The sequence below is a fragment of the Curtobacterium sp. AC268 genome, from assembly GCF_979258745.1.
The window spans coordinates 2,294,087-2,309,490 of sequence record NZ_OZ409878.1 but is presented as its reverse complement, the minus strand read 5'-3'; the positions used below and the strand labels follow the sequence as shown (position 1 = coordinate 2,309,490).

Annotated in this window: 11 protein-coding genes; 2 read left to right on the top strand and 9 right to left on the bottom strand. The window is 70.0% G+C overall.

Features of this window, described 5'->3' with window-relative positions:
* The first annotated feature begins 18 nt into the window (after positions 1 to 18).
* The gene (locus ACZZ9K_RS10965; RefSeq protein ID WP_463444044.1) at positions 19 to 861 is read left to right on the top strand and encodes an NmrA family NAD(P)-binding protein; all 843 of its coding nucleotides are present in this window, start codon (positions 19 to 21) and stop codon (positions 859 to 861) included.
* Here ACZZ9K_RS10965 and ACZZ9K_RS10960 read toward each other — a convergent pair.
* From ACZZ9K_RS10960 to ACZZ9K_RS10925, 8 genes are all read right to left on the bottom strand, one after another.
* Positions 854 to 1,615 (bottom strand): triose-phosphate isomerase family protein, encoded by a 762-nt coding sequence (locus ACZZ9K_RS10960; protein WP_463444043.1) that lies wholly within the window; start codon positions 1,613 to 1,615, stop codon positions 854 to 856. The two genes, ACZZ9K_RS10965 and ACZZ9K_RS10960, sit on opposite strands and share 8 nt — an antisense overlap.
* A complete protein-coding gene (locus ACZZ9K_RS10955) occupies positions 1,612 to 3,318 on the bottom strand; it encodes a dihydroxyacetone kinase family protein (protein WP_463444042.1) in 1,707 nt (568 codons plus the stop codon). The genes ACZZ9K_RS10960 and ACZZ9K_RS10955 overlap by 4 nt, the downstream gene beginning before the upstream one ends.
* Positions 3,315 to 4,706 carry an MFS transporter gene (locus ACZZ9K_RS10950; protein ID WP_035809316.1) on the bottom strand — a complete coding sequence of 464 codons (1,392 nt, stop codon included), beginning with the start codon at positions 4,704 to 4,706 and terminating at the stop codon, positions 3,315 to 3,317. Before ACZZ9K_RS10950 ends, ACZZ9K_RS10955 begins: the two co-directional genes overlap by 4 nt.
* A 120-nt stretch (positions 4,707 to 4,826) precedes the next feature.
* Positions 4,827 to 5,612, bottom strand: coding sequence for an SDR family NAD(P)-dependent oxidoreductase (locus ACZZ9K_RS10945; protein ID WP_463444041.1), 786 nt, complete (start codon positions 5,610 to 5,612; stop codon positions 4,827 to 4,829).
* 15 nt (positions 5,613 to 5,627) lie between these two features.
* The gene (locus ACZZ9K_RS10940; RefSeq protein WP_110863646.1) at positions 5,628 to 6,581 is read right to left on the bottom strand and encodes a 3-hydroxyacyl-CoA dehydrogenase family protein; all 954 of its coding nucleotides are present in this window, start codon (positions 6,579 to 6,581) and stop codon (positions 5,628 to 5,630) included.
* Entirely contained in the window at positions 6,578 to 7,600 is a 1,023-nt protein-coding gene (locus tag ACZZ9K_RS10935) for a sugar phosphate isomerase/epimerase family protein (RefSeq protein ID WP_463444040.1), read from the bottom strand. Before ACZZ9K_RS10935 ends, ACZZ9K_RS10940 begins: the two co-directional genes overlap by 4 nt.
* Positions 7,601 to 7,693: 93 nt before the next feature.
* Positions 7,694 to 8,410, bottom strand: a complete 717-nt coding sequence (locus tag ACZZ9K_RS10930; protein WP_463444039.1) for a GntR family transcriptional regulator — start codon at positions 8,408 to 8,410, stop codon at positions 7,694 to 7,696.
* A 565-nt stretch (positions 8,411 to 8,975) separates the two neighbouring features.
* Entirely contained in the window at positions 8,976 to 13,370 is a 4,395-nt protein-coding gene (locus tag ACZZ9K_RS10925; protein WP_463444038.1) for a beta strand repeat-containing protein, read from the bottom strand.
* Between the two features lie 238 nt (positions 13,371 to 13,608).
* On the opposite strand from ACZZ9K_RS10925, the gene ACZZ9K_RS10920 reads away from it, so the two are divergent.
* The gene (locus ACZZ9K_RS10920; protein ID WP_463444037.1) at positions 13,609 to 14,463 is read left to right on the top strand and encodes a phosphotransferase; all 855 of its coding nucleotides are present in this window, start codon (positions 13,609 to 13,611) and stop codon (positions 14,461 to 14,463) included.
* Between the two features lie 21 nt (positions 14,464 to 14,484).
* Here ACZZ9K_RS10920 and ACZZ9K_RS10915 read toward each other — a convergent pair whose 3' ends face one another.
* Complete coding sequence (locus ACZZ9K_RS10915; protein WP_463444036.1) at positions 14,485 to 15,402, bottom strand: GNAT family N-acetyltransferase; 918 nt, start codon at positions 15,400 to 15,402, stop codon at positions 14,485 to 14,487.
* Positions 15,403 to 15,404 lie beyond the last annotated feature (2 nt).

Below are 15,404 nucleotides of genomic sequence, written 5' to 3'. Positions count from 1 at the left end.
CATCGATACGGAGAAGTCATGATCGTCATCACCGGGGCCACCGGAGCCCTCAACGGCGCGACCGCCGACCACCTGCTCGAGCACCTCGCGCCCTCCGACCTGGCGGTGGTGACCCGTGATCCAGCCCGAGCACAGCGGTTCGCCGACCGCGGCGTCGAGGTCCGCCGAGGCGACTACGCCGAACCGGAGACCCTGCCGGCAGCCTTTGCGGGCGCCGACCAGCTCCTGCTCGTCTCGTCGAGCGACCCGGCCGCCGACGCCGTCGCGCTGCACCGTGCCGCGGTCGACGCAGCCGTCGACGCCGGCGTCGGCCGGGTCCTGTACACGAGCCACCAGGGCGCCGCGCACGGTTCGCCCTTCGTGCCCGCAGCGCACCACGCCGCCACCGAGGACCTGCTCCGCGACTCCGGGCTGCCGTGGACGAGCCTGCGGAACGGCTTCTACGCGCACAGCGCCGCCTGGATGACGGGCCCGTGGCAGGAGACCGGCACGGTGTCCGTCCCCGTCGACGGCCCGGTGTCGTGGACCGCCCGCGAGGACGCCGCCGAGGCAGCCGCCGCGATCCTGCTCGCCGACCAGCCGTTCGACGGGCCGGTGACGCTCACCGCTCCGGACGCGCCGACCTTCGCCGACCTGGCTCGGCAGGCGTCCGAGGTGTCCGGTCGGACGATCGGGTTCGAGGCCCTGGGCGAGGACGAGTGGCGTGCCCGTGCGCTGGCAGCGGGGCAGGACCCGCACATGGTCGCGTTCCTGCTCGGCATGTACCAGGCCGCCGAGCGGGGCCTGTTCGCCGGCACCGACCCGCTGCTCGGCGAACTGCTCGGTCGCGCCCCACGGCGGGTCCGCGACCAGCTCAGCTGAGCGCCGCGACCTCATCGAGGATCGCCTCGACCGCTGCGGGGTCGTGGGCGAACCGTCCGAGGAACAGGCCGCCGATCCGGCCCTGCCCCCGCGTGAGCAGACCCGGTCCGGCACTGCCGCCGTAGAGGACGGTGCTGCCGCGCAGCTCGGGCCGGGTGGCGAGGTGCTGCTCGATCCCGGCGAGCACCGCCACGATGTGGTCGTCCGGTGCGGGTGCCGGTGCGCCGATCGCCCACACCGGTTCGTAGGCGACGGTCAGGGGTCCGGCGAGACCGTCCGCGACGGCGGTCGAGACGGCCCGGTCGAGCTGCGCGGTCACCGCCGCCACGGCCTCGGTCGGATCGGAGGCCCGGTCCGGCTCCCCGACGCAGACCAGCGGACGCAGGTGGTTCCGGAAGGCCGCGTGCACCTTCCCCGCGATCGTCGTGTCGTCCTCGTGGAAGAGGGAGCGCCGTTCGGCGTGCCCGATCTCGACCAGGTCGACACCGATCTCCCGCAGTTCGGCGCCCGAGACCTCGCCGGTGAACGCACCCGCGTCGGCCCACGACAGGTCCTGCGCGGCGAGCTGCACACCGGTGCCTTCGAGCAGGTCACGCACCGGGACGAGGGCCGGGAACGTCGGCGCCACGAAGAGCGACGCCGCAGCCGAGCGCACCGCGGGGTGTCGCCGGGCGATGTCGCCGACCTCGGCCGCCCACGACAGCGTCCGGGCATGCGAGAAGTACGTCTTCAGCGACACCCCGACGGTGATCACGGGGCGACCGTCTCCACGACGAGGGCGAAGGACAGCGCACCGGGGTCCGCGGTGCCGACGGCCTGGTCGGCGTGGGTCCGTGCCCGGCCCATCCTCGGCACCAGGGACTCCGTGGCGTCCGCTGCCTGTCGGGCGGCGCGGACGGCGTCGCCCCAGACCTCGGCGAGCGCCGCCCCGGCGTCGAGCCGGGTGCGGAGCACCTCGTCGAACGGCACCAGGGCGTCCACCATCGTCTTGTCACCGACGGTGGCGCCGAACGCGAGCACGGCCTCGGTGGCCGCGCGGACCCCCTGCGCGACGGTGGCACCCGACGGACGCGAGTCGTCCCCGACCACGCGACCCAGTGCCTCCAGGGCGGCACCCCAGATCGCACCGGACGTGCCGCCGGCCTTGTCGGACCAGGCGTCCGCGGCGACCAGCAGGACCGTGCCGGCACCGGCACCGCGGCTGACCGCGTCGGCGGCTGCGACGTCGGCGGCGTGCGATCCGCGCTGCATCCCGATGCCGTGGTCGCCGTCACCGGCGACGGCGTCGATGCGGCCGAGTTCGTCGGCGTGCTCGTCGAGGACGGCTCGGACCGCCGCGAACCCGGCGGCGACCTGTTCGGCGACCGCGCGGGACTCGGCGGTCGCCGGGCCGATGCCGACGCCCTCGGCGTCCGCCGCCACGGTGGACGGGTCGACCCGCTGTTCGGCGACCGCCCCGCCCTTGCGGTAGGCGGGCGTGTCCGCGGGTGCTGCCCAGAGTTCCTCGAGCTCGTCGTCGAGCCAGAACAGCGTCAGGGAGACCCCGGCCATGTCGAAGCTCGTGACGAGTTCGCCGACCTCGGGCTCCACGATGACGACCCCGGCGTCCGTCAGGAGCCGCTGCACCGAGCGGTAGACGACGAAGAGCTCCTCGTACTTGACCGAGCCCAGGCCGTTCAGGATCGGGACCACCCGCTGGCCCTCGAGCGCCACGCCGTCGGGCAGTTCGTCGAGCAGACGGGACACCAGCAGCTCGGCCAGCCCGTCGGCCGACGGCACGTCCGTCTCGTCGATGCCACGCTCGCCGTGGATGCCCATGCCGACCGCCATCCGACCCTCGGGCACCGTGAACAGGGGTTCCTCGGCGCCGGGCAGCGAGCACCCGGAGAAGGCGACGCCGAAGCTGCGCGTCCGGTCGTTCGCCCGTTCGGCGACGGCGGTGACCGTGTCGAGGTCGTCACCGCGCTCGGCGGCGGCGCCGGCGACCTTGAAGACGCAGAGGTCACCCGCGATGCCGCGGCGCTTCGCGCGGTCGTCGGCCGGGGCGCTCGTCACGTCGTCGGTGACGCGGACCGTCCGGACCGGGATGCCGTCGGCCTCGAGCGTGCGCGCCGCGGCGTCGAAGTTCAGCACGTCACCGGCGTAGTTGCCGTAGCTGAGCAGCACCCCGCCACCGTGCTCCGCGGCCTTCGCGACCCCGGTGACCTGCTGGGCGCTGGGGCTGGCGAACAGGTTGCCCATCGCGGCACCGGCGGCCAGGCCGTGTCCGACCAGTCCGCCGAATGCGGGGTAGTGGCCCGAGCCGCCGCCGATCACGACCGCGACCGTGCCGTCGGGGCTCGTGGTGGAACGGGCGACCCCGCCGTGCACCCCGCGCACCCACCGCTCGTTCGCGGCGACGAAGCCGTCGGTCGCCTCGTCGGCGAAGTCCGCCGGGTCGTTGAACAGTCTGGTCATCGCTTGCTGCCCTTCGGGTCGGTGGTGCGGACGTGCGAGGTGTCGAGCAGTTCGTCGGCCTTGGCCCCGCGGAAGAACTTGGTGCAGAAGATCATCACCGCGGCGACGAACGCCAGGACGCCGAGCGAGACGATGCCGAACGCACCGCTGTCGGTGGGCACCACCTCGTTGATCGCGGTGCGCATGATCGGGGCGACGAACCCGCCGAGGTTGCCGAGCGAGTTGATCAGGCCGATGCCCGCGGCGGCTGCGGCACCGGTCAGGAACGCCGTCGGGTACGCCCAGGTGATCGGGCCGACGGCCAGGAAGCTCGCGACGGCCAGGGTGATGAACAGGATGCCGAGCACCGGCTGCCCGTTCGCACCCGCCCACGCCGAGCCGAGGATCGACAGGCCGGTCGTGACGTAGAACAGGGTGCCCCAGCGACGACGGCGACCGACGGAGTCCGCACGCGACCCGATCAGGTAGCAGGCGACGAGCCCGACGAGCCACGGGATCGCGGACACCAGACCGACCTGCCAGCCGACGTCCTGCCCGAGCAGCGAGGACACCTGCTGTGGCAGGTAGAACGTCGTGCCGTACACGGCGACCTGCAGGCAGAAGTAGATGATCGTGAAGTACCAGACGCGCCCGCTCGCCATCGCGCGCCAGATGCCCTTCGGGCCGTCCTCGCTGCGGGCGGTGTCCTCGCGCTCCATGGCCGCGGTGAGCGACGCCTTCTCGCCCGGTTCGAGCCACTTCGCCTGCTGCGGACTGTTCGTCAGGAACACCAGGGCCGCGATGCCCGCCAGCACCGCGAGGATCCCCTCGCCGGCGAACATGACCTGCCAGCCGTGGAACGGGGTGACCTGGTCACCGACGCTGATGAGGCCGCCGGACAGCGGGGCGCCGATCATCTGCGAGAACGGCTGCGCCAGGTAGAAGATCGCGAACATGCGCACGCGCACCTTGTTCGGGAACCACTCGGACAGGTACATGATCACGCCCGGGAACAACCCGGCCTCGGTCACACCGAGGATGAACCGCAGGATGATGAACATCGTGTCGTTCGTCGTGAAGGCGAACAGTGCGGCGACGATGCCCCACGTGACGGCGATGCGGGCGAGCCAGAAGCGCGCACCGAACCGCTTGAGCAGCAGGTTCGACGGGATCTCGAAGATCGCGTAGCCGATGAAGAAGATGCCGGCGCCCAGGGCGAAGGCGGCGTCGGAGATGCCACGGTCGACGCGCAGGGCCTCTTCGGCGAAGCCGACGTTCGTGCGGTCGAGGAACGCGACGAAGTACAGGATGACGAGCATCGGCATGAGGTGTTTCGTCGCCTTGCCGATGGCGGACTTCAGGCCGGGGTCGTTCGTCGACCCGAGCGCGGGGGCAGGGGGTAGTGACACGGGTTCGCTCCTTTGCGAGCACGGTGCGGTCGTTCTGGCGTCCGGCGGTCGGTTCGGTCGTCCGGACGGGAGGCACGGATCGCGTCGCACGGTCGGCGCGCGTTCCGTGGGCGGCTGGCCCTAGTGCATGTACAGGCCGCCGTCGACGTTGAGCGTCTGGCCCGTGACGAACCCGGCGTCCTCGCTGATCAGGTAGGCGATCGCGGCGGCGATGTCCCGCGGGGTGCCGATGCGCGGCAGCACGCCGTCGGCGGCCATCTCGGCCTTCCGTTCCTCGGAGAGGGTGCCGCCCATGATGTCGGTGTCGATCGGACCGGGGGCGATCGCGTTGACGGTGACGCCGCGCGGGCCGAGCTCGCGCGCCAGGCCGCGGGTCAGGCCGATCACGCCGGCCTTCGCCACCGTGTACGGGGTCTTGCTGAAGGTGCCGCCGCCACGCTGGGCGGAGACCGACGACAGGTTCACGATGCGCCCGTAGCCGGACCGCACCATCGACTCCGCCGCCCGCAGGCTGGCGAAGTGCACGCCGTCGAGGTTGATCGACAGCACCCGGTGCCACTCCCCCTCGGGCAGGTCGAGGTAGGCGTGCGCGGACGACACCCCGGCCAGGTTCACGAGTGCGGTGATCGGCCGGAGTTCGGCCTCGATCGTGTCGAAGGCCGCACGGACGGCGGACTCGTCGGCGACGTTCGCACCGACGCCGACGGCCCGCACGCCGTGCTGCTCACGGATCTCGGCGGCGACCTGCTCGCTCGCCGTCTGGTCGAGGTCGATGATCCCGACGTCCCACCCGGCCTCGGCCAGGTGGTGGGCGGTGGCGCGGCCGATGCCCCGCGGTGAGGCGGCACCGGTGAGGACGACGGTGCGGTCCTGGTGCTGGCCGGCTGACTGGTTCTGGTCGCTCATGGTGTCCCTCCCGCCTCAGTGGATCGGTGCCGGGCCGAGCTCGTCGAGGAGCTTCTGCATCGCGACGTACGCCTTGTTCCGGTAGGCGACGAGCTCGGGCGTGCGGTCGGCGGGGACCTCGAGGTACCCGGCGCCGGACTTCGTGCCGAGCTCACCGGCGTCCACGTGCTGCTGCAGCGACGGCGGGGTGGCGAAGCGCTCGGGCCAGCGGGTCTGCAGCGACTCGAAGCAGAACGCGTAGACGTCGAGCCCTGCCATGTCAGCGATCGCGAACGGGCCGAAGAACGGCAGGCGGAACCCGAACGTGGTCCGCACGATGGTGTCGATGTCGTCGGGGCTCGCGATGCCTTCGTCGGCGATCTTCGTGGCCTCCTCGAACAGCGCGTACTGCAGGCGGTTCAGGACGAACCCGGTCGAGTCCTTCACCCGTGCCGACTGCTTGCCGGTCGCGGCGACGACGGTCTCGCCGACCTCGACCGCGTGCTCGTTCGTGGTCGGGTGCGGGATGAGCTCGACGCCGGGGATGAACGGTGCCGGGTTCGAGAAGTGCACGCCGAGGAACCGCTCCGGGCCCACGACCGCCTCGGCCAGCGACTCGATCAGGATCGTCGAGGTGTTCGAGCCGATCACGGCGTCGGGGCGGGCGGCCTCGCTGATGCGGCGGAGCGTCGCGTGCTTGATCTCGAGCTTCTCCGGCACGGCCTCCTCGATGAAGTCCGCGTCGGCGACGGCGGCCTCGATCGACTCTGCGGCGCTCAGGTGTGCGCGGACCCGTTCGACGGCGTCCTCGGGGAACAGCCCGTCGGCGACGAACTGTGCGGTCTCGGTGAGCAGCCGCTCCAGGTTCTGCTGGGCGATCTCGGCCGAGACGTCGGCGATCCGGACGGTGTGGCCGGCGAGGGCGAGGACCTGGGCGATCCCGCCGCCCATGTAGCCGGACCCGACGACGGCGATGTCGAGGGTGCTCATCGGATTGCTCCTTCGGTGCTGGTTGCTGCAGTCGGGGTCGCCGTCGCGTCGAGCTTCGTCGTCGCGAGGACGGATCGGATGTACTGCTGGTTGGTGGCGCAGACGCCGAGGCTGTCCCCGCCGTACTGCTCGGTCATGACGATCCCGCGGAACCCGTCGGCGACGGCGTCGCGCAGGACCTGGCGGTAGTTGATGAGGCCTGTCTCCATGGTGCTCGGCGCACTCGTCGCCCAGCTGCCGTCGCCGGCCTCGTCACGCGTGTAGTTCTTCACGTGCAGGTAGTTCGTGTGCGGCATCGTCTTCGCGAAGAGCTCCCGCCAGTCCTCGACCGGACGGTGCAGCCGGATGAGGTTCGCGACGTCCGCGTTCAGCCCGACGTTGTCGAGTCCGATCTCCTCGACCAGGCGGACCGCGCTGTCGGCGGTGCCGAGGTACGTGTCCTCGTACAGCTCGAGCGCCATCGGCAGCCCGACGCTCGCAGCGTGCTCGCCGAGCTCCCGCAGTCGCTTGACCGCGGCGTTCCAGACCTCGGGGTCGTCCGGGTCCTTCGGGCCCGGCGCCGTCCAGAACCACAGCGCGCGCTTCTGGGCGTCGGTGAACGGCTGGTGCAGCCCGGTCGAGAAGACCTGCATGCCCCACTCGGCCGCCGCGTCGATGGTGCGGTGGGCGTAGGCCAGGTTCTCCTCCTCGTGTCCGGGCTGGATGACGCTCTTGCGCTGCAGGTGCACCGACGGGATCCCGATGCCGTGCGACTTCGCGACGGCGAACAGCTCGTCGCGGCGCGAGGCTTCGAGGTCAGCGGGGCGGATGTGGCTGTCGGCGAGTTCGGCGAGCGAGAAGCCGACGGCCTCGATCTGCCCGAACACCTCGTCCCACACCTCGGCGGGGGCGTCGTGGAAGGCCGTCCCGTCGCGGGTGACCTGCGCGAACCCGTGCAGGCAGGCGGCGATCGGCCAGGTCTCCGACGTCCAGGTGGTGGGGTCCCAATCCTGGTCGACCCAGTCCTGTGGAGTGGTCACGGAATGCTCCCTTGCATGTCGTGGCGGTTCGACGGCGAACCTCTTTCCTATAGGAAAGATACTCGCACGACGCCGGAACGCAACCCCTCCGCCTCAGCTCGTGTGGGACGCGTCCGCGCGCGAACGCAACCGGACGGCGTCGATGTGGAGCCGCATCGCAGCGACGGCCGACGTCGGGTCCGCAGCCAGCGCCTCCAGGATGGCCCGGTGTTCCTGGACCGCACGATCCGTGTCGTCCCCGCCACCCTCGACGATCTGCCGCATGCGGTGCACGCGCGTCGTGATGATCTCGGACATCTCCTCGAGGAACGGGTTCCGTGTCGCGTCGAAGATCAGCTGGTGGAACTGCCAGTCGCTGCGGAAGAAGCGGGCCATCAGTTCTTCCGGAGCGTGCGCAGCACCGACGGACGCGACCTCGGCGGCCACCGCCGCCTGCTCGTCGAGCGCTGCCGCCAGTCGCTCGCGCAGGCCGTCGACGTCACCGCGGGCCGCGAGCTCGACGGCGCCGCTCTCCACGATGAGCCGGGCGTCGAACAGGGCCTCGAGCTGGTCGCCGGCCAGGGGCGGGGAGACCCGGTACCCCTTGTTCGCTTCACGGGTGACGAGGCCGGTGCGTTCGAGTTGCACCAGGGCTTCGCGCACCGGGGTCGGGGAGACGCCGAGGGTCCGGGCGAGCCCGTCGATCGACAGTCGCATGCCCGGTTCGACGTCGTGGCCCATCAGGACCTCGAGCACCCGGTCGTAGACGCGGTCGCGCAGGCCGAGCTGCGTGATGCGCTCCGTCCCGAAGCCGGGCATGGTCGTGGACATGGGTCGATCCTAGAGAATCCACGACTCGGGCTTGGTGCGCGGGCCCCGCGTCACCCAGCGCCGCCACCGGGCATCCCCATCTGCGAAGTTGCCCCGGGCTCACCCCGCGCCAGTTGGACATCCGTCCTTGTCACAAGCGTCTCCTACTTCCACCCCGCTCCGACCTCGCGATACAAGAGGTCCCAGGCGCCGGATAGAGCGGCCACAGCCCCGGGAACCGAGATTAGGGCGAACCGTTGTACTACCGATGCCTCGCCAGTTAGGCGACGCACCCGGAACCATCGCAAGAATCGGTGACGCTCTCTTGGGACGCCCACGGCTTGCACCCGCTCAAGGAACAGACCTCCGGGGGCTTGGTTAAGGTAGATCCCTATTCTTTTTCCCGGGAGACCAGGTCCACAGCCACCCAACGAGTAGGCCGACAAACAGATTCGCAATACCGATCACAAGAGCAGCCGGAGCTGTTGCATCCCCGATTGCGATGACAAGGTAAACAGTCAACCAAAGGGGGAAAATAATTGCCCCTAAAATACGCGCAAGGCGTACCAGTCTGAAGCGGTCCACGCTATGCCATTCCTGTCAGCTGCAGAAGTGAATTTGTCACGAATCCGCCCACGAACCCTGAAACCAGCCCTGTAGCGGCTCCTAGACCGCAACCAGGGAGAGCGCCGACTCCGCCGGCCAGCGTTCCGACCGCTCCTCCCGCAAGGCATCCGCCAGCCGCAGAACCGATTCCACTTGCCGCACCTGTCACCGTAGCTTGCCACAAGTCGTACTGACCCGTCGGGTCAGAGTGATTGATGGGATCCCCGGCCGCGAACGCGTAGCGATTTGCATTGGTTGGGTCGAGGGGTGCGTCGAGGGTGTCACGTTCGATCCACGCTCCCGTGGTGCTGGACTGCCACCGGTACCCGAACTTGGTGAGCCCGTTTTCGGTGCTGCTCGAGCGGAGGCCGCTCTTGAAGCCGTAGGGGTTCTGCTGCCACTGCGCGCTGTCGCCGCCGACGGTGACGGTTTCGACGCCGTACGGGTCGTACGAGACGGTGTACGCGGTCTTGCCAGTGTCAGCGATCGCGGCGACAGGGTTGCCGGTGCCGTCGATGACCCACATGCTCGTGGTGCCGTCGGTGGTCTGCAGGTCCAGCGGCTGTCCCGTACCCGGGTCGCTGATCACAGACGCGGTTCCGGTGCCGGCGACGGTGCGACTGGTGATCACGGGGACACCGTTGGAGTCGGACGTGCCATACGTGTAGTCGTACTCGGCTCCTCCGTCGGTGACCTGCGAGAGCAGCTTGTTCATGTCGCCGCCGGCGTACTCGTAGCGGGTGGTGACACCGTCCTTCGTGGAGGACGTCATCTGCTGCGCGCCGTTGTACGTGAACGTCTGCCCGGGCGCCTTCACCATGTTGCCGACACCGTCGTACGCATACCCGTCAGACGTGATCTGCCCGGCGGTGTTGTAGGTAAGCGTCTGCGACGACGTGACATCGCCGCCGCGCTTGGCGGTGAGCCGGTTCCCGGCCGCGTCGTACGTGTACGCCCACGTGATGTTCCTCGCACCGCCGGCCTGCGCTGCCTTGGTGAGGCGGCCGTTCGAGTCGTACGTGTACGTGGTCGTCTGCTGGGTGATGTTGTCCTTGACCCACTGGATCCTGTCCGTGGCGTTCGGGCTCTTCGTCGCCGAGCAGTCACCCCCGGCGTCGATACCGGTGATGTAGCAGTACGTCAGGCTCACGACGGACTTGGACGGGTCGTCGGCGTCCACGGCGCGAACACCGGTGACGTGGTCGGACACGCCGTAGGTGATCGTCTGGTGCGCCTGCCACGACGTCGGGTCCTTGGTCGGATCCGAGTTCTCGACAGCGCCGAGCCAGGTGTCCGTGCGGCGGCCGTGGTCGTCATTCTTGTAGACCTGCTTCGCCGTGCCGCCGTTCGCGGTCGGGTAGGTGGTGCGGGTCAGGACATTGGCGACGTCGTAGTCGTGCGTGACGGTGCCGTGGGCGTCGGTGACCTTGGCCGTGTTGCCGGCGAGGTCGTAGCCGTAGGACACGGTGCTGCCGCCGGCGGTGTTCACCGTCGAGGTGAGCCGGTTCCGCTGGTCGTAGGTGTTGGTGATGGTGCCGGTCGCGGACTGCTCGGTGAGCTGATTGCCGTTGCCGTCGTAGGTGTTCGTCACCGTTGCGGTGCCGTCATCGAACGCGGTCGTCAGGAGACGGTCGTCGTTGTCGTACGTGTACGTCGTGACGCCGCCGTCACCGTCGGTGTGGTTCTTCACGCGGCCGAAGTCGTCGTAGGAGTACTTCTGCTCCCCGACCGTGTTCGCCGGCGCCGTGATCGCCAGCAGCTGGTCGTGGGTGTCGTACGAATACGTCGTCTTCCGGTCACGGTCGCTGTCGCCGGGAGCCGTCGCGGACTTCACCGCACCCCACGCATACGGGTCGGTGCCCTTCTTGTTGTACTCGAGCTCTGCCTTCGCCGCCTCCGGACCGGAGCCGCCCGTGGCGGTCGACGTTCGGTTGCCGGGGCCGTCGTAGCCGTAGTTGGTCTCGTTACCCGAACTGTCGGTCACCTTCGACGGCAGGTACGCGGCCGATCCGGAACCGTACGTCGCCGAGTTCTTCGTGCCCGCGCCGGACTCCGACTGCGTCAGGGACTGCTCGTTGTTCGCCCCGTAGGTGTTCTTCGACGTCGACGCGCTTGCGCCCGCGCCGACACTCGAGTTCTCGACGCCGTTGTTCGTCGACTTGTAGGAGCGGGACTGTTCCCGCTTCGCGGCGTCGACGACGTTCGTGACGAGGTCGTTCCCGTCGAGGGTGTAGTTGGTGTACTTCGTGTCCGCCACCGCGACCGACTGATCGGACCGCGGGTCGGCGACCAGCGTGGTGGTGTCGTCCTTGAACGAGAACCGCGTCACAGCGGTCCCCGGGGAACCGGCGGTGGTGTTGCGCTGCTCGACCTTCGTGACCCGGTCGGACGAGTCGTACGTGAACGCCGTCACGCCGCCGGTGGGCGCCGTGATCGAGGTGAGGTCCCCGCTGGTGTACCCGAACGTGGTCTTCTTGCCGAGCGCGTCCGTGTACGTGGTGATGTCGCCGGTGCTGTTCTTCGTCCACGACACCGAACGCGAGCTCGAGCCGCTGGTCTGCGAGAACGTCTGCACACCGTTGGCGTACGACGAGTTCGCCGTCCGCGCCCCGGAGACACCCGCGGTCGAGACGAGGGACTTCAGGGTGAAGCCCGGCTCGTCGGAGTTGAAGCTGATCTGGTTCTTGTTCCGGTCCACGATCGAGGTGGGCTGGCCCGCCAGGTTGAAGTGCGTCGTCGAGTTCGACGTCCACCCCTTCAACGTGTACTCGTGCGTCGTGCTGTTGTCGACGCGGGTCAGGGTCTGCTGCAGACCGGCCGGGCTGGTGAACGCACCCTGCGCCCCCGACGGCCGGAACTGCCACGTCGTCCCCACGGCGTCGGTGTAGATGACTCCGTCGGCGTTCGCGGTGAGGTTCCCGGCGCCGGCGAGGGCGTACTGCCACCGGTTCGCGTCCATGGTGTTGACGTCGCCGACGGTGGTGCTGCGCGAGTTGTACGCGGCGCCGATCGTGGTGTTCTCGGTCACTCCCGGCAGGCTCATCGCCGTCGTGGTGACCAACAGGTTGCCCGTGCCGACGTCGACGGATGCGTCGGTCTGGTCCGTGATCGGGAACGGCAGCGTCGTCGCCGAGGTCCGCTGGCCGGTCCGGTTCGTCTTGCCGGGGCCACCGGGGAGCGAGTTGTAGGCGCCCTGCAGGTCGACGAGGTAGTTCATCGCCCCCGTGCCCATGTTCTTGATGCGGATCTTCCCGTTCGCACCGACCGGCGCGACGACGGTGTTCGTGACCTTCGAGGTCCGGTCGCTGCTGATCGCCGACGACTCCGGCTCCGCCGCACCGTCGGCCCACATCTTCGCGTACGAGTCGGCGCCGCTCTCGTTGACCGCGGTGAACGTGACGGCCACCGCAGACAGGCCACCCTCGACCGTCGGAGCCCCCTGGACCCCGCCGACCTGGACCGTGAACGATGCGCCCGACGCGATGCTCGAGCCGTTGCGGGTGTCGATGAGTCGGCCGTTCAGCGGGGTGAAGCCGCCACCCGGGTTCGACTTGAGGAAGTACCCCTGGATGTCGACGACGAGGTCGATCTTGCCGCCGTCCTCAGCGGTGTCGATGCTGAACTTGCCGTCGGCGTTCAACGCGACCTGTGCGTTCATCGCGGTCGACTGGCCCGCGACCGAGTTGTAGTTCAGGACACCCGTGCTGCGGGTCTCACCGGTCGGCGTCGGGCGGACGTAGCCGGCCTTGGCCTCGCGGTTGATCACGATGATGTTGACCGCGACCGCCGCCGCACCAGCGGGGATGCCGTTCGAGCCGGTCGCCTGGATGGTGCGCTGCGAACCTGCGGGGATCTGCCCCTGCGCGGCACCGATCCCGCCACGCGAGTCCAGGACACGGGAGGGGGACATCGCCACGAACCCACCGGCAGAGACACCGTTCTTCGTCGAGGTGTAGTAGCCGGTGACGTCGATGACCACCTTCGACTGCGCCGTCTCGGTCCGCACCTGGATCGTGCCGTCATCCGCGACCGCGAGCAGGCCCGTGTTCGACGTGTTCCCGCCGACTCCAGAGTTGTAGATCATCATCAGCGTCGTCGTGTCGGCAGCGTCGGCGCGCATCTGCAGCTGCCCCGACCCCGACGGGTCGGCGATCGTGACCATCATCGTCACCGCGCCGATCCCGGACGACGGCAGTCCGGCGACCCCCGCGACCTTCACCGTGCGGAACACGCCCTTCTCGGTCGCACCACCCAACACGCGGGCGTTGGAGGGCATCGGCACGTACTGCCCGCCCGTCCCGGTCACCACGGCCTGCGCCGGTGCCGGCTGGGACACCACCACCAACAACGAACCCAGCAAGGCGACCAACGTCACCACTGCCAGCATCACTCCACGAACACGACCGGACCACGACGCAGCGAACACGCGAAAAGAACCCCTCTAGGGTTGCCCCAGCTCAGCAGTCCCCATGACGGCGCTGTGCAACCACTCAGAACGGTACGGAGCATCCCTCACGCTCGCTCCCCCAGATCGGGGGGGTCGAAAGTTGCAGGACGAAACCGATACGGCACTGCGCCGCACGCCCTGCGGAGCAGGACGGTAGCGTGCCGCCATGCACTGGGGAGACGCCGGACTCGACGACGACCAGATCGCGTTCGTGCAGCAGTCGCTTCCCGGTGCCGTCGTCGTGGCCGATGACTCGTGGGGGCTCCTCGACACGAGGGTCCTGCACGTCCGCACCGGCGTCGACGGCTTCACCGTGAAGGCCTCCGGCCCGACCAACACCCACTTCCCCCGCGAGCTCGACGCGCACCGCACCGCCACCGCCGCACTCCGGGCGAGCGGGGACACCGGTGCCCTCGTCGCCGCGAACGAGGAGCACCGCGTCCTCGTGCTCGAACGCGTCCCCGGGCACCTCGCCCTCGGGACCCCGGACGAGCACGACCCCGACGTCCACCGTCAGGCCGGCGCACTGCTCCGACGGCTGCACGACCAGGACACCCGCCACGACCCGACGTTCCTGCAGCACGAGCAGGCGAAGGCGCTGGCCGCGCTCGACACCCCGCACCGGATCCCCGCGGGAGTCGTCGCCAGCGCACGAGCGGCACTGGGCGAACTCCCGACCGACCGCACGACGCAGGCCCTCGTGCCGACCCACGGCGACTTCCACCCGCGCAACTGGATCGCCGACGGCGGCCGACTGCGCGTCATCGACTTCGGCCGCTTCGGCTGGCGCCCCGCGTCCTTCGACCTCACCCGCCTCGCGGTGCTGCACTGGCAGCACGATCCCGCCCTCGAAGCGGCGTTCTTCGCCGGGTACGGGGATGATCCGCGCACTCCGGACGCGTGGCGCTGGCTGCAACTCCGCGAAGCAGTGGGTACCGCGACCTGGGCCCACGCGGTCGGCGACGAGGGCTTCGAGGCCCAGGGCCACGACATGCTCCGCCGCGCCCTCGCCGCGTTCTGACCCGTCAGGCCCGGACGCAGCTCACGGCACCCGCACGAAGCGCGGCGCCCCACGGTCCCGCAGTCGGAACCCCAGGTGCTGGTACAGCCCGATCGCCCCGGTGTTCCCCGCGGCCGCGTGCATGAGCGGGGTCTCCCCGCGCTCTCGGATCCCGAGCGCGACGGCGAGCACCAACCGGCGCCCGAACCCCTGCCCCCGGTACGCCTCGTCCGTGCACACCGCGCTGATCTCGGTCCACCCCGGCGGGTGCAACCGCTCCCCCGCCATGGCGACGAGCCGCCCGTCCCGCCGGATGCCCAGGTACGTGCCGAGCTCGATCGTGCGGGGCAGGAACGGCCCTGGCTTCGTCCGCTCCACCAGGGCGGTCATCTCCGGCACGTCGTCGGGCGTCAGCACGACGGCTTCGTCGTCCGGTGCACCCTCGATCGCCTCACCGGTGAGCTGCACGCCGCCGGCACCCTCGACGAGCTCCCACCCCACGGGCAGGACGGCAGCCGCACCGACGCCGAGCATCCCGCCCGACCCGAGCAGCGCCCGGACGTCCTCCCAGTCCTGCGCGGTGGGTCGCTCGGGGATCCCCGTCCACACCGACACGTCGGTCTGGTAGCGGACGACGTCGCCGCGCCGCTCGGCGAACCGTGCGTGGTGGCTGTTCAGCGCGGCCATCGCGGGTGCGTCGAGCATCCGCGTCGGGGTGCTGTCGTCGGCGATCGTCAGGTCGAGGGTCCGGAGCGCTTCGCCGCGGGCATCACCACCACGGAACCCGAGGTCCTCGATCCGCCGACGATCGCCGTCCGCCCACCCGGCGGTGTCCGCGACGACCCCGGAGGCGTACTGGTTCGTGGCACGGTGCACGACCAGCTCGACGTCCGCTGCCGAGGCCACGAGGACCTCTCCGGGTCGGGGCAGCGCGGTCGAGGTCGGCGCAGTCGTCGTCATGC